This window comes from Kribbella sp. NPDC056861 (assembly GCF_040687575.1).
Classification (GTDB): Bacteria; Actinomycetota; Actinomycetes; order Propionibacteriales; family Kribbellaceae; genus Kribbella.
This window is the reverse complement of record NZ_JBFBNQ010000005.1, coordinates 16,806-34,810: the sequence shown is the minus strand read 5'-3', so window position 1 is coordinate 34,810 and position 18,005 is coordinate 16,806. Positions and strand designations below refer to the sequence as shown.

The following is an 18,005-nucleotide window of genomic DNA, read 5'->3' as shown; positions in this document are numbered from 1 at the left end:
CGGCGGTAATGCTTTCCGGGGTGCATGATGAAGACGGCCGCACGCGCTGATATTCGCAACGCGTGCGGCCTCGCAATCACTTCGCCCGCGGGCTAGGAGAATGCGTGGGCGTCCGGTACCCCGGTCGACTCCTCCCAAGCACCTGGGTTCAGTACCAGACAGCCCGGCTGCGCAGCTTCGGCGCGAGTAGGCTCTGCCGGCCGCGTGGCGCCGTGATTCGGGCCGGATTGCCGGCGGAGACGTACTTCTGGTCCGGCCGGGCAGCCAGCTGGTCGAGCCAGTAGCCGAGTTCGAGCTCGCCGCGGCCGCTGTCGTGGGAGCTGCAGCGGATCCGGGGGATCGCCATCGGGTCGAAATCGCGATGGTACGGCGAGTGGCTCGGGTTGGCGCCGACGAGCACGACACCCAGATTCCGGTACGCCGTACCGCCGCGCCCGCCGGCTGCCAGCACGGTGGAATCCCGCGGATGGACGCCGAGCGGGAGCGCCAGTGTGCCGCACGGCGCTGTCGGGGTCGCCTGGCTGACCATGGCCGCGAGTTTGCCGATCTCGGCCTCCGCCTCGACTCGGCTCAGGGCGTGCAGGTTCGGGTGGCTCCAGGTGTGGTTGCCGACCTCGCACCCCAGAGCGTTGAGGCGCACGAGCGCCCGCGGGACCGCGGACCCGGTCAGACCGAAAGGGTGCTTGTTGAGATAGAACGTGGCGACCGCGGGAAACTCGGGATGACGGGCGTGGAAGCTCTGCAGGATTCCGAGCGCACAGTCGCCGGCGACGCGGCCGGTGGAGTTGAAGGCGACCTGGCCGGGCGTGCTGTCGTCGAAGGTGAGGACGACCGGAGTCTTGCCGGCCGGGACCGATGACAAGTCGCGTCGGGCCAGGTCGAGGGCGCGGATCGGGTGGTAGTTCTCGCGGTACAGGCGTTCCAGCTCCTGCCGGAAGAAGGCCGGAGTCATGTCGTACGAACCGGCAGCCGAGGTGACGAGCCGGTGATGCATGAGGACAGGGATCAGGCCGAGTTCGTTGGCGTGCACGGCCGCGGGTGACGGCGGCGCCGAGCGCCTCCGCGTACTGCGAGTGGCGCCGGCCGGTGTTGGTGAGTTGTGGACCACCGGGCTGGTGTCGGCCGCGGTGTCGGTACAGGCCGTGGCCAAGGCGGTGGTGGCGGCCAACGCGAGGAAACGGCGCCTGGTCACCTCGGTCACTCGTAGATCACCAGGTCAGGGCGCGGCCGGACGGCGAGCACCTGCGGTGGCGTCATCAAAGGTCCGTGCCGCGTGTCTTCCTGGTAGAAGAGCTTGAACCCGCTGCGGACGCCCTTGGGCAGGGCTTTCGTCAGCCCGTTGTAGGTGGCGATCTTCTGGCTGCTGGTGCCGATCCCGTCGACGGACTTCACGGTCGCGACCCCGCGATGGGTGCGCAAAGCGGCTTCGTCGCGGACGATCGGCTGCGAGAGCTGGTGATAGACGAAGAGCTTCTCGGGAAGCTTGTGCTGGGCAACAAGCGTGGACAGGTAGCCGCCGATCGCGCTGAGCTCGGCGCCGGAGGTCCGGCCGAAGACGCGGCCGGGCACCTGGCCGGGACCGACCTGCCACTCCGGGTCGACCGCGAGGCCGACATCGGGCTGCTTGAGCCAGGGTTCGAGCCGGCGGACCTCGTCGAGCGGCTTCGCCTGACCGGGCTGTACATCGAGCATCAGCAGCGTCTTGTACCTGCGAGCGACCGCGAGGTACTTGTCGATCTGGTCGGGGTCGATCCGGGAGCGGTACTTGCCGTCGCGGCCGGGTGCCCCCTGGGCGGTGACGACGATCAATTCCATCACCGGCAGCAGGGTCCGGCCGGCCCGGTAGGAGGCGCCGAGCCGCTCCAGGCGGCGTACCCGCTCGTCCAGGTCGCGGTCGAGCGGACCGAGGGCAGGCGAGCCCGGAGCGCCGACGAAGGCCACCAGTTGGTGAGCCGGGAAGATCTGACGTCCACCGCGAGGCAGCTGCGGCAGCATCGGCGGACGGGCTGTGACCGGCTTCGACGCGGGAGGAGCTGCAGGAGCGATGGGGGTGGCGATCTGCTCGGTCGCCGGCAGAGCCGCCGGTACGTCGCTGCAGGCGGTCAGCGCGGCGAGGATCAGAAGGGTGACACCTGGGAAGCCGGGTTTCGGCATACCGGACCTTGCTTTCACGAGGGGAGACGTTTGTTGAGGTAACGTCTCTGTACCCAAGCAAACACTCACAGTGATCGGCCGCTTCGGAGGGTTGCATAAGTTTGGGGAAACCTATGCATCGAGATCGGCGATGCTGGGTAACAGGCTGGAGTTCGCATCCGACCGTGGTCCAGCAGCTGGCCACGACCGTGACAACTGTCGCGAGGTCGAATCATGGTTACGAGCCTGAGCAGCACCGAAACAGTCCCGACGCAGTGCAACACCCCTCATCAGCGCGCGCAGCGTGAAGCAGCTACTCAGGTGCTGCTCGAGCACCGGGCCGCGGCCACCGATCCGGCGGAGCGGCAGCGGTTGCTCGAGGAGATCGTGGAGCTGAACATCGAGATCGCGCGCGGGATCGCCCGCCGCTATCGCGACCGCGGCGCGGAGGCCGACGACCTGGAGCAGGTCGCCTGCCTGGCGCTGACCAAGGCAGCGAGCGGCTTCCGGCCGGAATCCGGGACGCCGTTCATCGGCTACGCCATCCCGACCATCCGCGGAGAACTCAAGCGCTACTTCCGCGATGCCGCCTGGACGGTACGGATCCCGCGCCGGCTGCAGGAGCTTCAGGGCGCCATCACCACCAAGGTGCCGCTGCTGGAGCAGGAGCTTCACCGGCCGCCGACGACCGAGGAGATCGCCGAGTACCTCGGGGCCACGGTCGGTGAGATCACCGAGGCCCGGGCGGCGAGGGGCTGTTTCAAGGTTCTTTCGCTGGACCGGCCGGGTGGCGACGGCGACGACGGGCTGGATCTGGCCGGGTCGATCCCCGCCGCGCCGGACGAGAGCGTGGCCCGCTTCGAGACGCTGGATCAGCTGGCGCCGCTGCTGGAGGGGCTCGACGACCGGGCTCGCCGCATCCTGCATCTGCGCTTCGTCGAGACCAAGAGCCAGACGCAGATCGGCGAGGCGATCGGCTGCAGCCAGATGCAGGTGTCACGCCTGCTGAAGGCGACTCTCGAGCGGCTCCGGATCCAGCTCGGGGTTGGAGTGGTAGCAGCCTGATCCGCTCAGGCGGCGGTGTCCTGGAGGGTCCAGCGGCCGACCAGAGCGGTGACCAGGGCGCCGAGGAGGACGAAGACCCCGGCGACCAGGAACCCGGCGCCCGGGGGCAGCGCGGCGGAGATCGACGAACCTAGGATCATCGCCATCGCGGCCAGTGGCCAGAGTGCGCTCAGCCAGAGCTTGTGCCGGCGGGGCCAGCTCGGGGTGCTCCAGAACAGGATCGTGGCGAAGATGCCGGCCAGCAGGCTCAAGGCGATGCCGAACAGGATCAGCGCGGGGTGGACGTTCCAGTCGGCGTCCTCGTCGAAGCGGGCGGTGAAGGACATCGCCGCACCCAGCGCGAGGAACCCGTCGATGGCGAACAGTGCGGCCAGTGCTCCGACCCAGAGCGTCCAGCGGTCGGCAAGCGAGGTCCGCCGCGGCACCGCGGCCGAGTCGGGTGCCGATCCCCGGCTCTCGGCAAACCTGTTGCCCCCGGCACCCATCGGTGAGCGGGCCTCCGTCGAAGAGCTGGCCGCCATCGGGAGGTCGACTTCGGCTCGGGCGGCCGCTGCGACGGTTTCCGGGGAGCCCAGCCGGGTCAGCGCGGTGTGGATCGCTCGCTCGTCGCCCTCGCCGGCGACCTGTTGCAGGTGCTCGCTGATTCCGCCGACCACGTCGTCGCGGACGTCGGCGGGCAGGTCGGCGAGCAGCAGCCGGAGCTGCTCGAGGTACCCCTGCATCTCGACGGTCGAGCTGTTGGTCATGACGTGGCTCCAATCACGGAATCGACCGAGTCGCGGAACAGGATCCACTCGGCGCGGAAGTTGGTCAATGCCTGTCGGCCCGACGGGGTGAGGGCGTAGTACCGCCGCGGCGGACCGCTGGGCGACTCGGCCCAGGTGGTGGTCACCAACTCCCGCTTCCGCAGCCGGGAGAGCACCGGATACAAAGTGCCTTCGCTCTCCAGCAGTCCGGCGTCGTGCAGGGTGCGGGCGATGTCGAGCCCGTACTTCGGTTCGCCGGCCACGAGGGCGAGCACGCCGTGCTCGATCACGCCACGCCGCAGCTGCGTCAGGATGGATGCCTCACCAGGTTCCATGCACCGCAACATACCACGCGACGCCAGCTACCGTGCAACGCTTGATACCGGAAGGTCCGATCCGCTGACCGGAGCGTCAGCCGGGCTGGACCGTCCGGCGCATGACGGTGTTCTTCATCCCCTTGGAGCGGACGAACTCGAAGCCGGCCTGCTCGTACATCGTCCGGGTGCCGTTGTAGACGAACGAGTTGCTCATCCGCTTCTCGCCGATCTCGTGCGGATAGCCCTCGACCACACCGCCACCCTGCGCCGCGATCAGCTCGAGCGCGCCGGCCAGCGCGACCTTGGCATAGCCGTGCTTGCGATGACGCTTGTCCACGAAGATGCAGGTGATCCGGTAGTCGGGAAGCACGTCGGCCTCGGCCAGGTACTGCTTGCTGTGATGGATGTTCGGCAGCTCGTCCGGCGTGCCGTACTCCGCCCACGCGATCGCCTCGTCGCCGATCATCACCAGCGCCGCATGCGCCTGCCCGGCGTCGACCAGTTGCTTCTTGAGCACCCGGTTGCCCTCGTAGCCCTGGCCTCGCTCGGCGCAGTCGGGGTGGAAGTAGATGCACCAGCACCCACCGAAGATCCCGTTGTGCCGCTTCACCAGGCCGGCGAACGCGTCCCACGTGGTCGCGCTCAACGGCTGAACCGAGTAGCCAGTTGTCACCATGGCGCTGATCGTAATCAGTCATCCGGACGATTTGCGTCCTGATCGGGTGACCCATCGCGGATTTACGGTGCCTGCACGGCGGCATCGACCCGCGGTGCCGCCTGGCGAAGGGGTGGGAGAGATGGAGCTGGACAGGAGACGGCTGCTCGCGCTTGGTGCCGGAGCGGCAGTGGCGGCCGGTGTCACCGGGTCGGCGACAACGGCGGAGGCGACGGGTGGCGGCGTACCGTCGGATGCCGCGCTGGCCCGCACACTGGGTTTGCGCAGCAAGTACGCGAAGGGTCAGCACTACGTCATCGGTGGTCGTGGTGAGCCGCTGGTTCTGCTGCCTGGGTGGCCGCAGACCTGGTGGTCGTTCCACAAGATCCTGCCGGCGTTGGCGAAGCGCTACACCGTGATCGCCCCCGACCTGCGCGGAATGGGCGGATCTGCCAAGCCTGCGGGCGGTTACGACAAGAAGACAATGGCTGCCGACGTTCACGCCCTGATCCGGCACCTCGGCTACACGTCGGTCAACATCGCCGGCCACGACATCGGCGCGATGGTCGCGCACAGCTTCGCGGTCAACCACCGCGCCGCGACCCGCAAGCTGGTCCTGATGGATGTCGGTCACCCCGACCCGTCTCTGTACGACCTTCCCTTGCTGGTCCGCCCCGGCCAGGGCTTCAGCCTCTGGTGGTTCGCGTTCAACCAGGTCCAGAGCCTGCCCGAGAAGCTGATCACCGGCCGCTCGCGGTACATCGTCGACTACTTCATGGACGCCTTCCCGCCCGACCCGGCCGCGATCGACGAGCTGTCCCGCCGCGTCTACGCCCGCGCGTACGCCGGTCCGGACGCGATCCGGGCCGGCAACGCGTGGTACCAGGCGTTCCACCAGGACGTCGTCGACTTCGCCACCTACGGCAAGATCACGGCTCCGTTCCTCGGCCTGACCTCGGAGTACAGCTTCGAGTCCAACCAGGCCGCCTGGTTGACCCAAGGCACCGACGTCCGGGTGCACAAGGTCCCGGGCACCGGTCACTTCCTCGCCGAGGAGAACCCGCAGGCGGTGATCAGCGAACTGACCGGCTTCCTCGGCTAGCCGGCGGTCAACTCTCGCCATTTCGGTCGCGAGGTGTTAGAAGGTGAACACATTTCGTGAGGGAGGTGGGCGTGATGGCGGCTCAGGCCACTGATGCCCGGGTTCGGCACGAGCTGGAGCTGGCGCTGCGGAACGGGCCCTTCCCGGCGGCGCTGCACCTGGCGATCGAGGTCAGCGGGCTGACGCTGGAGGAGATCCGGGACTGGCTGGGCGAGCACGGCGCCCAGCTGAGTATCGCCACCTTGAGCTACTGGCGGCGTGGCCGGAGCCGCCCGGAGCGAGCCGCATCGCTGCTGGCGGTGCGGCTGCTCGAGGAGTTGCTGGAGTTGCCTCCGAACGCGTTGATGGCGCTGCTCGGGCCGCGTCGGCTGCGAGGGCGGTGGATCGGTCACGTGCCAGGCAGCCTGTCTCCGGACCTGCTGTTCGCCGATCCACGCCCAGAGGAGTTGCTGCGAACCGTCGGCGCGACTCGGCAGAATCGCCTCCGGCGGGTCAGCGTGCACGTCACCGTCGAGATCGACGCGGAGCGGATGGTCCAGCGGATTCTGGTCCGTGAGCTCGTCCGCGCCGCCGCCGATCGGGTCTCCCGGCTGGCAGTGCTGTACTTCGCCGAAGAGCGACCCGATCAGCCTCCCGAGCTCACCGGGGTGACGAACGCCCGGATCGGGCAGATCGAGACCGACCGGTCCGTCGGCCTGGTGGCGGCCGAGCTGATCCTCGACCGGGTCCTCGATGTCGGACAGCCCGCGCTGGTCGAGTACGAGTGGCAGTTCACCCCGGGCACGCTGATGGTCAACTACGAGCACCGCTTCGTCGAGCCGGTCCGCGAGTACGTGCTGCAGACCCGGTTCGCGCCAGGCGTCGTACCGGCGCACTGTCACCGCTACGACCGGCGTACGGTCGCGGCCCCCGAGGGCAATCACACCGAGCTGTGGATCGGTGGCGCGGACTCGGCCCTGCTGGCCGAGACCGACGTGCCGTCCGGGATCGTCGGCATGCGCTGGAGCTGGTCTCAACAGAATTGCGGCCGGGTGTGAAAGGCGAGTTTTAACAGAGGTGTCCGCGGCTCCGGCCCGCTACCTACCTTCGGTGCGTCCCCATTCGCACAGGAGGAAGCATGAGCAGAGCGATTCGACGCGTGGCCGCCTCGGTGGTCGCGATCACGGCCGGTCTCGCCGTGATCTCGACCACCCCCGCCGCGTCGGCGCAGGATCCGTCGCCGCCCCGGACGGTCGTCAACCACGCGAGCCACCCCGTCCCCGGGTCCTATCTCGTCACCCTCGCCCCACAGCAGAGCGTGAGCGCAGTGGCCAGTACCGCCGCCTCGTTGGCGGACCGGTACGGCGGTGACGTGAAGAGCGTGCTGACGGCAACCATGCAGGGTTACGTCGTCAAGAACCTCTCGGCCGGCCAGGCCAGGAAGCTCGCCAACGACCCGGCCGTGGCCGAGGTCCGGCAGAGTGGCCGGGCCTCGATCGGTGGTCCCGGAGGCGTCCAGAACGGCCCGGTGAACTGGGGCCTGGACCGGATCGACCAACGGGATCGGCCGCTCGACCGCAAGTACACCTACCCGAACGACGGCGCCGGTGTGAACATCTACATCGTCGACACCGGCATCCGCTACACCCACCAGGAGTTCGAGGGCCGGGCGAAGTTCGGCGCCGACTTCCACGCGACGCCCAACCAGGGCAGCGACTGCAACAACCACGGCTCGCACGTGTCCGGCATCGCCGCCGGCAAGACCCGAGGCGTCGCGAAGAAGGCCAACCTGGTCTCGGTCCGGATCCTCGGCTGCGACGGGTTCGGCGAGGACGCGGACCTGATCACCGCCGCCGAGTGGGTGACCCAGAACGCGGTCAAGCCCGCCGTGGTCAACCTGAGCGTCTACACCGACGACAAGGACATCGCGGTCAACGCGATCAAGGCGTCGATCAACTCCGGTGTGCAGTGGTCGCTGATCACCGGCAACAACGGCGGCAACGCCTGCAGCTACGGCCCCGGTGGTCAGACCCCGACCGCGCTGCAGGTGGCGAACGCGACCAGCAGTGACACCCGGGCCGGCGACTCGAATGCCGGCAGCTGCATGGACCTGTTCGCGCCGGGCTCTGGGATCGACTCCGCGTTCAAGGGCAGCGATACGGCATACGGGCAACTGAGCGGTACGTCGATGGCCGCGCCGCACGTGGCCGGCGCCATGGCACTGCGGTTGTCCGAGGCACCGGACAGCACTCCGGCGCAGCTCGAGAAGTGGGTGCTGGACAACGCGAGCACCGGCAAGATGTCCGGCTTGTCCTCGGACACGCCCAACAAGCTGCTCTACATCCCGAACGGGCCGACGACGCCGCCGCCATCGGGATGCGAGGGCAACACCGCGCACCCCAACGTGATCGGCGGTACGCCGACAACCGTCTGCAAGTACCCGTTCATCATCTCGCAGCACCGGGTCGGGGGAGCCCGGCCGACCGAGCAGTCCTGCACCGGGACCGTGGTCGCGAAGCGGCTCGTGCTGATCGCGGCGCACTGCAAGTTCGCGCAGGGCGACAAGTACCTGGTCTACGGGCGTGACGACCTGAGCGACACCAGCAAGGGCACCCGGATCGAGATCCAGGAGTACCGGTCGCACCCGAACTACAACGCCAACGACGGCTGGCGGACCGGCTGGGACGTCGCCGTCATCGTCACCAAGACGGACATCCCGACACCCGCCGGGATGGCGTACCCGTCGATCGCCAAGTCGTCCGACTCGCTGCCGCTCGGAACCCGCGGGACGGCGATCGGCTACGGCAAGACCGATGCCAATGACAACCAACGCAACACGAAGCTGTACGAGGCAGTGCTGCCGACGGTCGACAAGCAGAACTGCGTCGGCATCAACCAGCAGTACGACGACCGCTACATGATGTGCAGCGGGTTCGGCAACGGCAGCCTCGGCCTGTGCCAGGGCGACAGCGGCGGCCCGTACTACTACCAGGGCAAGGTGTACGGCGTCTTCTCCTGGCTCCGGACCGACTGCGCGTCGTACAACGCCCACGGCAAGCTGTGGGGCGTGATGGGTGACTGGGCCAACGAGCAGCTCGGCACCACCGAACCGCCGCCCGGTGGTGGCTCGGCGCCGACGGCCCGGCTGACCGTGAACTGCATGAGCAGCCTGACCTGCGCGGTGGACGGCTCGACGTCGACCGACTCGGACGGCTCGATCACGTCGTACGCCTGGAACTTCGGCGACGGCACGACCGGGAACGGCGCGCGGACCACGCACGCCTTCCCGAGCAGGAACGGGACCTACTCGGTCAAGCTCACCGTGACCGACAACTCCGGCAAGACCGGCAGCGCGGAGAAGCAGGTGCAGTGCTTCTCCTTCGGTAGCGGCCAGGGCTTCTGCTTCTAGCCCGGCTCAGTCAGCTCCCCGATGCGCAGCGCGTCGGGGAGCTGACCCGTGGAGCGGCTCCGGCGGTTAAATCCGGTGGCCCGGTCTCATGGATCGCCCTACCCTGAAAGCGAACTGAGTGCCGCCGCGATCGCGACGGCGCCTTGACGAGTGAGGGGAGCCCGGCCATGCGTCACCGCATCGCTCCGAGCGCTCCCCGGTCCCGGTACGACGTGATCCTGGTGTCTTCGGGTGCCGAGAGCCGACTGCGCGGTCGGCTCTTGTTCGTGACGAACTGATCCTGCCTGTCCCGCAGGCAGTGTTCGTCCGCGCATCGCGCTGTCCCGATCCGGATCATCCGAAAGGCCATCGGCCATGCGTACCAGCAACCTGCACCAGAACCGCCTGCTCTCCGGTCTGCGCAACGTCGGCATCCTCGCCCACGTCGACGCGGGCAAGACGACCGTCACCGAACGGATCCTGTACCTGACCGGTACCACGCACAAGCGCGGTGAGGTGCACGACGGCACGACCGTCACCGACTTCGACTCGCAGGAACGCGATCGTGGCATCACGATCTTCGCCGCGGCCGTGAGCTGCGACTGGGACGGGCATCCGATCAACCTGATCGACACCCCGGGCCACGTCGACTTCTCCGACGAGGTGGAACGCTCGCTGCGGGTGCTCGACGGCGCCGTCGCGCTGTTCGACGCCGTCGCGGGAGTCGAGCCGCAGAGCGAGTCGGTCTGGCGGCAGGCCGACCGGCACGGCGTACCGCGGATCGCGTTCGTCAACAAGATGGATCGTCCCGGCGCCGACCTCGACGCAGCGGTGGCGTCGATCCGCGAGCGGTTGCACGTGACTCCGCTGGTGGTCCAGTTGCCGATCGGGAGCGAGGCCGGGTTCAGCGGTGTGATCGACCTGATCACGCTGCGGGCCTACGTCTGGAGCGACGACACGTTCGTGGTCGGCCTGGTGCCGGACGACCTGCTGGAACAGGCGAAGCAACGACGTCGGCTGCTCGAGGAGAGCGTGGCCGAGCTGCATCCGGTTGCGTTGGACGAGTTCTATGCGCGGTCGACGGTCTCGGCGAAGACGCTGGTTGCCGCGCTGCGAGACCTGACCCGGGCTGGTACCGGTGTGGTGGTGCTGTGCGGTTCGGCGTACCGGAACCGTGGGATCGAGCCGCTGCTGGATGCCGTCGTCGCGTATCTGCCTTCACCACAAGAGGTGCCGGCCGTGCTCGGAATGGCGAACGGTGTCGTGCAGGAGCGAGCGGCCGATCCGCTGGCGCCGTTCGCGGCGCTGGTGTTCAAGGTCAACTCGACCGCCACCGGGCGGCTGACGTACCTGCGGGTGTATTCGGGAACGATGCGGAAGGGAGACACGGTGATGGACGCGGGCACGGGGCGCACCGAGCGGATCAGCCGGATCCTGCGGGTGCAGGCCGACGAGCACGCCGAGGTCCAGCAGGCGGTCGCCGGCGACATCGTCGCGGTCGTCGGGCCGAAGCACGCGCGCAGCGGCGCCACCTTGTGCGCGCCGACGGCACCGCTGGTGCTCGAGCCGCCGACCGTCGCTGATCCCGTCGTGTCAGTGGCAGTCGAGGCTCGCAGGAGCACCGACAGCGACCGGCTCACGTCGGCGCTGACCCGGCTGGTCGAGGAGGACCCGTCGCTGACGGTCCGGACCGATTCCGAGACCGGCCAGACGCTGTTGTCGGGCTTGGGCGAGTTGCATCTCGAGGTCGCGGTGGAGAAGGTACGCCGTACGCACGGGCTGGAGGTCGTCGTCGGCAGACCGCAGGTGACCTATCGGGAGACGGTCGGGCGCGGGGTGTCCGGGATGGTCTACCGGCACGTCAAGCAGGACGGTGGCGCCGGTCAGTTCGCCCAGATCACCCTCGATGTCGAACCACTGGAGGAGGAGTTCGAGTTCCGGTCGGTCGTCATCGGTGGACGGGTGCCGCAGGAGTACGTCCGCGCAGTCGAGGCAGGCTGCCGGGATGCTCTGGCCGAGGGGCCTCTGGGCGGGCACCCGGTGACGGGCGTCCGGGTCACGCTGACGGATGGCGCCACGCATCCGAAGGACTCGTCGGAGATGGCGTTCCGTACGGCGGGCCGGCTGGGCCTCCGCGCAGCGCTGAGGGCCAGTGCGATGGTGCTGCTGGAACCGGTCACCGAGGTCACGGCGACCGTGCCTGAGGACGCCATGGGCGGTGTGCTCGGCGACCTGGCGGCTCGGCGTGGCCGGATCTCGGGGACGACTGCGCGGCCGGGCACGATGGTGATTGTGGCCACCGTTCCGCTGGCCGAGCTGTTCGGCTACGCGACCCGGTTGCGCAGCCGCACTCAGGGTCGGGGCACCTTCACCAGCCGAACCACCGGTTACGTCCCGGCGCCGGCCAAGTAGCGGCGCCACACAGGTCCCGCCCGCAAGGGCGGGACCTGTGCGGGCGAGGGGAGGTCAGCGCCCGGTGAGGTGATGGGCGTTGCGGAGGGCAACGGCAATGAGGGTGAGCGTCGGGTTCGCACCGCCCGAGGTGGCGAAGACCGAGCCGTCGGCCACCTGGACGTTGTCGGTGCCGTGGACGCGACCCCAGGCGTCGGTGACCGAGGTGGCCGGGTGCAGGCCGGTCTGCATGCCGCCGAGGACGTGTTTGGTGTCCGGTACGGCGCCGCTGACCGTGACGGGTACGGCGGCGGCGACCGAGGCACCGGCCGTTTGCAGCAGCAGGGTCAGCAGCGGGATCGCGAAGAGTTGCGCGACCTCCTCGTGCCGTCCTGGCTGCCAGGTGATCCGGGGGACCGGTACGCCGTGCACGTCCGTCACCGACGGATCCAGATCGACCTGGTTGGTCAGGTAGGGCAGATCCTGGCCGACCTGGGTGACGCCGAGCAGCCGATCGCGAAGCAGGGAAGCGCGCATCAGCTGCTTGAACGCAGTACCGAAGGGCTTCTGAGGTTGGAGGGCGCCCAGCAGGGACTGGTAGGTGAGCGCCTCCGAGATCGGGCCTTGTCCGCCGCCGAGCTCGCAGAGACCGCCGCGGATCCACGGCAGCCCGTTGAGCTTGGCGAACGCCCGGGCGCCGGGAAAGTCGGGGTCGTTGAAGTCCTCCAGGCACTGCGTCTCCGAGCCGCGGTTGCGGTAGGCATGCAGCCGCTCGGTCAGGAAGATGCCGAAGCCGCTGGTGAAGGAGTGGAACATCAGCCGTTTGCCGATCCGCCCACTCTGGTTCGGCAGTCCGGACAGCAGGGCCAGCCGGGCGGTCTCGACGGCCGATGCGGCGAGTACGACGACGTCGGCGCGCTCGACTCCGGTCCGCCCGGCGGAGTTGATCCAGCGCACACCGGTGGCCCGCGATCCACGCAGCTCGATCTTCGTCACCTGGGTCTCGGCGCGCAGCTCGGCCCGGCCGGTCAGCAAGGCTCGCCGCAACGGGTCGAGCGCGCTGCCGCGGGCACCGGTGACGCAGCCTTGGGCGTTGCAGAAGCCGCAGTTGTTGCAGGCAGGACGGCCGTTGTAGGGCCGGGAGTTGATGCCTTGGGGAAAGGGATAGGGATGCCAGCCCAGGGTCTTCGCGGCCCGGGCGCAGAGGATGGACGATCGTTGCTGTGGGCCCGGTGGCATCGGGAACGGTTTGCTGCGCGGCGCGTGCCGAGCGGTCGGTCCGGTGATCTGGGCTCGGTCGCCCTGGACGCCGATCAGCGCCTCGGCCTCGTCGTAGTACGGCGCGAGCTCGGCGTACCCGAACGGCCAGTCGACGACGTCCGCGCCGGGTTGTGGTCCGAGCATGCTCAGCTGGGCGAAGTCGAGGTCCCAGAAGCGTGGTGTCGCTCCGCCGTAGTGGGCCATCCCGCCGCCGACCGTGACGGGGAGTTCGTTCACCGGTCCGATGGTGGCCTGGTCGGCGGCCGACGCGCGGAACGTGCGTGGATAGGCGAGCGGGTCGGGATCCTCGAAGTGCCGCAGGTTCTTGAGTTCGTCGTTGGAGAACGAGGTTGCCGGCGGCCAGGTGGTCGCGATGTCGCCGAAGTAGTTCGGCCCCTTCTCCAGTACGACGACATGCCAGCCCGCCTCGGCGAGCACCATCGCCGTCGAGGCACCACCCGCGCCGCTTCCGATCACCACCGCCTTACGCATCGCCGGTCACCACGGTCCGGGCAGCGGCATCCGATCCGCCCAGTAGGGCCAGCAGCGCGGCGACGACGCCGGTCGGGTCGACCAGTGACAGCTCCTGCCGGGCCAGTTGCTCGGCCGTGTAGCCAACCGGCTGGCTGTCGCCCGGGAACTTGATGTCGAGCCAGCCGACGCCGCCACGATTCCCGCCGTACTCCGGGTTCGAGTACATCGCCTCGATCGTGTGCTGGAACAACACCGCGGTGAACTCCGACACCGCAGGTAACGCCAGTACGACGTCCTGCCGGAGCTTGCCGAGCTTGGTGAAGTCGCCACCCGCCTGCTGATCGAGCAACGCGATCCCCGCGACGTACCGGGTCTGCAGTTCGGCGATCCGCTCTCGCCAGGCAGTCGCGTGGATCGCGTCTGGACGGGTGAACCTGGCCAGGTGGTTCGGCCCGCCAGCCGGTCGGTCACTCCAGGGTCCGCCGGTGAACAACCGAGGCGGGTCGAAGCTGAACAGTCCCAGCAGGGTGTCCAGATAGCCGACGACACCGGCCTCGGCCGCACCGGGATGACCGAGTTCGAGCAGGTCGTCCTGTGGTCCGGGCACCAGCCGCCGGGTGGCCGCGTCCAGCACGGCGGCTTGGTGCGCGGAGAGGAACCTCAGCGTCGTACTGGCGGCGGCCTCCGCGGCCAACCCCGGCAGCAGTGTTGCCAACGGCAACAAGCTGACGGTGCCCAGGACTCCGCGGCGGCTGATGGCCGGCTGATCGGACATGGCGCCCCCTTGGTCGTGCTGGGGAACCTACTACCAAGGTGCCTCAGCCGTCGATAGTGATGGCCGAGGCCGGGCAGACCGCGGCGGCGTGCTGTACGTCGGCCTTCCGGTCGGCCGCTGGAGCGCTGTCCAGCAGGACGACGATCCCGTCTTCGTCGCGTTGGTCGAAGACGTCGTCGGCGGCAAGCACGCACTGCCCGGCTCCGACACAGGTGTCCTGGTCGACTGTCACCTTCACGATCTGCTCCGTTCTCGATGCGGGTGGTTGGTCACCAGGTGACCGGCAGGGCAGTGACCCCGCCGGTGAGGGTGGTGCGGACTTCCAGTTCGTCGACCGGCTTGCCGAGCCGGAGGCCGGGGAGCCGGCGGGCCAAGGTGGCGAAGACGACCCGCAGCTCGGTCCGGGCGAGGCTGGCGCCGATGCAGAAGTGCGCGCCGTGCCCGAAGCCGAGGTGGGTCCGCTCCGGCCGGTCGGGATCGAAGGTCTCGGCATCGGAGTACACCGAGGTGTCGCGGTTGGCCGCGTTGACCGAGAGGATCACCGCGTCGCCGCGCTGGATGGTGACCTCGGCGGCCTCGATGTCGGTGTGCGCATAACGCAGCAGACCGAGATCGCCGGGCGCGCCCAGCCGCATGATCTCCTCGACGGCAGCGTCGACCCGGGCGTCCGGCGCGGCGCAGAGAGTTGCCCACTGGTCTTCGCGGGTGAGCAGGAACAGAGTGCCCAGCCCGATCCGGTTGACCGTGGTCTCGTGTCCGGCGAACAGCAGCCCGACGCAGAGCCGGATCATCTCGTCGTAGTCGAAGGTCTCGTCCGCGCTCTGCGCGCGGACCAGATCGGAGATCACGTCCTCGCCGAGCTGCGGCCGCTTGGCCTCGATCAGCCCTGCCATATAGCGGTTGAACTCGTCCCGGGCGCGGTGAGCCTCCGCCCCGATGGTGAGGTCGGCCATCCGCTCCGACAGTGAATGGAACAGCTCCTGGTCGTCTTCCGGCACCCCGAGCAGGCGGCAGATGACCGCCACCGGGAGCGGGTACGCCAACCCGGCGTGCAAGTCCACCACTCCGTCAGGAGCCGTCTCGTGCTCGGCGATGAGCCGATCGAGGTACCCGTCGACCAGTTCTTGCATGTAGTCGGACAGCATCCGCATCCGCTTGGCGGAGAACGCGGGCGTCAGCAGCCTGCGCATCCGGGTGTGGTCGGCTTCCTCGGTGGCGTAGTTGCCGGTGGGACCGTCCAGGATCGCGGCCGTCGTGACGCGGGACGCCTGCTCGGGCTCGGGGTGCGAGCGGCCGAGCCGTTTGTCGCCGAGCAGGTCGCGGACCTCGGCGAACCGGGTCACCAGCCAGGCAGGATCGCCGGCCGGCGTGGTGACCGGGGTGATCGGCGCCTCCCGGCGCAGTACTTCGTACAGCGGGGCGAGGTCGAGCACGCTCGGCCTCGGCAAGGGCAGTTGCAGGCGTTCGGCGGCAACGCTCATGGCTCTCCTTGGGTGATCGGACGACAACTCACCGTAACATTATTGGCAGTAGCTGCCAATAAAACCGGTGAGTCGCCGGCGTGCTTGAATCACCGCGTGGACGAGGTCGAGTCAGGCAGTGAGGCGGGCCGCCGAGGCCGGCCGCCGGTGAGCGATGAGCAGCGTCAGCGGCAGCGCCTCGAGATCTCGCGGCACGCGGTGCGCCTGTTCGCCGACCAGGGCGTGAGCGCTACCTCCGGCGAGCAGATCGCCCGGGCGGCGGGAGTCTCCGAACGCACGCTGTGGCGGCACTTCGCCACCAAGGAGAGCTGTGTCGAGCCGTTGCTCGCCAAGATGGTGGACGCCTTCCAGGCGGTACTGCGCGCCTGGCCGGCCGAGCTGGACCTGGCCGAACACCTCCGCGCTGCCTACACGCCTCTGCTCGACTCGTCGTCCGGAGCCGAGCTCAAGGCGCTCCTGGCGGTGGTCCGGATGACGCACGACGAGCAGGCTCTGCGAGCGGCGTACCTGATGCTCCAGGAGCGCTCGGAGTTGACCTTCGCCGAGGTTCTCGCGGAGCGCACGAGTCTGCCGGCCGACTCGTTCGAGCTCCGCGTCCGCGCCGCCGCGATCAACGCGGCGCTGAAGGTGGCGACCGACCACCTGGTCCATGCCGACACCGCCGATGCCTCGGTCGAGCACCGCAACCTGGTGGCCGACGCGATCAGCCTGGTCACCTGAGCCGACGGGGTACGCAACTCGGCATCCCGGGGATGCAACCACTTTCGTCCTCGCAGGCGTGTCTAACCCGCAATCAAGGACGGGAGAGCAGATGAGTGACCGGGATGCCGCGTTCGAGGCGTACTTCGCGGCGCGTGCCGACGCCATGCGCGGTACGGCGTACCTGCTGTGCGGCGACTGGCACCGGGCCGAGGATCTGGTGCAGCAGACGTTCACGAAGATCTACCTGGCGTGGCGCCGGATCCAGCGGCACGAGGTGATGGACAGCTACACCAGGCAGACCCTGGTGCGAACGTTCCTGTCGGAGCGGCGCCGCGGCTGGTTCCGGAACGAGTCGGTGGGCTCCTCGTTGCGCGACCAAGCGGCGCCGTCGGCCGATCTGGCCGAGGACCGGCTCGTGTTGCTGGAGGCGCTGGTGAAGGTGCCGCCGAGGCAACGCGCCGTACTGGTGCTGCGGTACTGGGAGGACCAGTCCGTCGAGCAGACCGCCGCGTTGCTCGACTGCTCGGCCGGAACTGTCAAAAGCCAGGCCGCCCGCGGGTTGGCGACCCTGCGTGGTCTGCTGGAAGAGGAGAAGGTTCGATGAACGAAGAGGATCTCAACGAGGCACTGCACGACGTGATCGTGCGCAGTACTCCACCGGCGTCGATGGATCCCGCGCGGGCTCTCGAGCAGGCTCGCAAGGTGGCCAAGCGGCGCAGGGCGACGTGGGCCGGTGCCGCCGTCGCAACAACGTTGGTGGTCGGCATCGGGGCCGGCCCGGTGCTCGTCGCGGCCTACAACGACCACCGGTCGTCGGGGCAGCCGGCGGTGAGCGGGGCCAGCGCGACGCCGTCGCTTCCGACACCGGAACAGGTCGAGTCCGCGGCCCCGACAGCGACACCGACAGTGAAACCAACGACGACGCCAGCCGCGACGCGGAAGACGGGTGACCCGTGGCCGGAGGGTCAGGTCGACCGTACTGCGACCGCCGGTCCGCGCGCGGTCCGGTCCGTGACGCTGATGAACGACCTGAGCTCCGCAGTACCGCCAGGGTTCAGCACGCCGGACCTGAGGTACCCGGACGGTCGCCACATGAGGTGGCCGCAGAGCCAGTACGCGTCCAATGACGGGGAGCAGGACTACTGGGAGTACCAGGCTGTCATCCCGGTGCAGAAGGACAATCGGGTCGGTCAGTTGCTGGTGCAGTCGATCACGCCCAGCGGGAAGCCGGCGGGAGATGTGTGCAAGCTGGCACAGAAGTTCTGGGGCGGCACCGGTACCTGCGCCATCGCGGATGTCGGCGGCAAGAAGATTGGCGTGGTGACCGCCAAGGGGCGCGACAGCTACGACCAGTGGGCCGCCTACCGGCACGACGACGGCACCGTCGTGTATCTCGCGCAGGCAAAGAAGAGCGATCACCCGAGCCGAACGCCGCTGACCCAACCGGTGTTCACCACTCAGCAGTTGGCCGAGCAGGTGACGTCGGCCAAGTTCAAGATCAGCAGCTAATACGGTAAACGCATGTAAAGTGATCCGC

17 protein-coding genes are annotated in these 18,005 nt (G+C 68.7%); 8 read left to right on the top strand and 9 right to left on the bottom strand.

The annotated features are described in order from the left end of the window. Positions 1-148 precede the first annotated feature (148 nt). Together AB0P21_RS24670 and AB0P21_RS24665 are read right to left on the bottom strand one after the other, a co-directional pair. A complete protein-coding gene (locus tag AB0P21_RS24670; protein ID WP_363699525.1) occupies positions 149-1,192 on the bottom strand; it encodes a polysaccharide deacetylase family protein in 1,044 nt (347 codons plus the stop codon). Between the two features lie 5 nt (positions 1,193-1,197). Next, positions 1,198-2,154: a hypothetical protein gene (locus AB0P21_RS24665; RefSeq protein ID WP_363699524.1), complete on the bottom strand. Its 957-nt coding sequence runs from the start codon at positions 2,152-2,154 to the stop codon at positions 1,198-1,200. 213 nt (positions 2,155-2,367) lie between these two features. Here AB0P21_RS24665 and AB0P21_RS24660 point away from each other — a divergent pair, with 213 nt between their 5' ends. Next, positions 2,368-3,198 (top strand): sigma-70 family RNA polymerase sigma factor, encoded by an 831-nt coding sequence (locus AB0P21_RS24660; protein WP_363699523.1) that lies wholly within the window; start codon positions 2,368-2,370, stop codon positions 3,196-3,198. 5 nt (positions 3,199-3,203) lie between these two features. Here AB0P21_RS24660 and AB0P21_RS24655 read toward each other — a convergent pair whose 3' ends face one another. From AB0P21_RS24655 to AB0P21_RS24645, 3 genes are all read right to left on the bottom strand, one after another. After that, positions 3,204-3,944, bottom strand: coding sequence for a hypothetical protein (locus tag AB0P21_RS24655; RefSeq protein ID WP_363699522.1), 741 nt, complete (start codon positions 3,942-3,944; stop codon positions 3,204-3,206). Beyond that, positions 3,941-4,279 carry a PadR family transcriptional regulator gene (locus AB0P21_RS24650; RefSeq protein WP_363699520.1) on the bottom strand — a complete coding sequence of 113 codons (339 nt, stop codon included), beginning with the start codon at positions 4,277-4,279 and terminating at the stop codon, positions 3,941-3,943. Before AB0P21_RS24650 ends, AB0P21_RS24655 begins: the two co-directional genes overlap by 4 nt. A 76-nt stretch (positions 4,280-4,355) precedes the next feature. Beyond that, positions 4,356-4,937, bottom strand: coding sequence for a GNAT family N-acetyltransferase (locus AB0P21_RS24645; protein ID WP_363699519.1), 582 nt, complete (start codon positions 4,935-4,937; stop codon positions 4,356-4,358). Between the two features lie 121 nt (positions 4,938-5,058). Between AB0P21_RS24645 and AB0P21_RS24640 the strand changes: the two genes are divergently transcribed. From AB0P21_RS24640 to fusA, 4 genes are all read left to right on the top strand, one after another. Continuing rightward, positions 5,059-6,018: an alpha/beta hydrolase gene (locus AB0P21_RS24640; protein WP_363699518.1), complete on the top strand. Its 960-nt coding sequence runs from the start codon at positions 5,059-5,061 to the stop codon at positions 6,016-6,018. A gap of 56 nt (positions 6,019-6,074) precedes the next feature. Then, positions 6,075-7,055 carry an XRE family transcriptional regulator gene (locus tag AB0P21_RS24635; RefSeq protein WP_363699517.1) on the top strand — a complete coding sequence of 327 codons (981 nt, stop codon included), beginning with the start codon at positions 6,075-6,077 and terminating at the stop codon, positions 7,053-7,055. Between the two features lie 80 nt (positions 7,056-7,135). Next, complete coding sequence (locus tag AB0P21_RS24630; protein WP_363699516.1) at positions 7,136-9,406, top strand: S8 family serine peptidase; 2,271 nt, start codon at positions 7,136-7,138, stop codon at positions 9,404-9,406. 354 nt (positions 9,407-9,760) lie between these two features. Then, positions 9,761-11,797 carry an elongation factor G gene (gene fusA, locus AB0P21_RS24625; RefSeq protein WP_363699515.1) on the top strand — a complete coding sequence of 679 codons (2,037 nt, stop codon included), beginning with the start codon at positions 9,761-9,763 and terminating at the stop codon, positions 11,795-11,797. 54 nt (positions 11,798-11,851) lie between these two features. Here fusA and AB0P21_RS24620 read toward each other — a convergent pair whose 3' ends face one another. From AB0P21_RS24620 to AB0P21_RS24605, 4 genes are read right to left on the bottom strand one after another with little or no spacing between them, the layout of a single operon-like run. After that, complete coding sequence (locus tag AB0P21_RS24620) at positions 11,852-13,528, bottom strand: GMC family oxidoreductase (protein WP_363699514.1); 1,677 nt, start codon at positions 13,526-13,528, stop codon at positions 11,852-11,854. Beyond that, positions 13,521-14,285: a gluconate 2-dehydrogenase subunit 3 family protein gene (locus AB0P21_RS24615; protein WP_363699513.1), complete on the bottom strand. Its 765-nt coding sequence runs from the start codon at positions 14,283-14,285 to the stop codon at positions 13,521-13,523. Before AB0P21_RS24615 ends, AB0P21_RS24620 begins: the two co-directional genes overlap by 8 nt. A gap of 43 nt (positions 14,286-14,328) precedes the next feature. Next, positions 14,329-14,523, bottom strand: coding sequence for a ferredoxin (locus tag AB0P21_RS24610; protein WP_363699512.1), 195 nt, complete (start codon positions 14,521-14,523; stop codon positions 14,329-14,331). 31 nt (positions 14,524-14,554) lie between these two features. Continuing rightward, positions 14,555-15,766 carry a cytochrome P450 gene (locus AB0P21_RS24605; RefSeq protein ID WP_363699511.1) on the bottom strand — a complete coding sequence of 404 codons (1,212 nt, stop codon included), beginning with the start codon at positions 15,764-15,766 and terminating at the stop codon, positions 14,555-14,557. Between the two features lie 96 nt (positions 15,767-15,862). Between AB0P21_RS24605 and AB0P21_RS24600 the strand changes: the two genes are divergently transcribed. The 3 genes from AB0P21_RS24600 to AB0P21_RS24590 all read left to right on the top strand — a co-directional run bounded on the left by AB0P21_RS24600 (position 15,863) and on the right by AB0P21_RS24590 (position 17,977). Then, entirely contained in the window at positions 15,863-16,486 is a 624-nt protein-coding gene (locus tag AB0P21_RS24600; RefSeq protein ID WP_363699510.1) for a helix-turn-helix domain-containing protein, read from the top strand. Between the two features lie 91 nt (positions 16,487-16,577). After that, complete coding sequence (locus AB0P21_RS24595; protein WP_363699509.1) at positions 16,578-17,072, top strand: SigE family RNA polymerase sigma factor; 495 nt, start codon at positions 16,578-16,580, stop codon at positions 17,070-17,072. Next, positions 17,069-17,977, top strand: coding sequence for a hypothetical protein (locus tag AB0P21_RS24590; protein WP_363699508.1), 909 nt, complete (start codon positions 17,069-17,071; stop codon positions 17,975-17,977). Before AB0P21_RS24595 ends, AB0P21_RS24590 begins: the two co-directional genes overlap by 4 nt. The last annotated feature ends 28 nt before the right edge of the window (positions 17,978-18,005 follow it).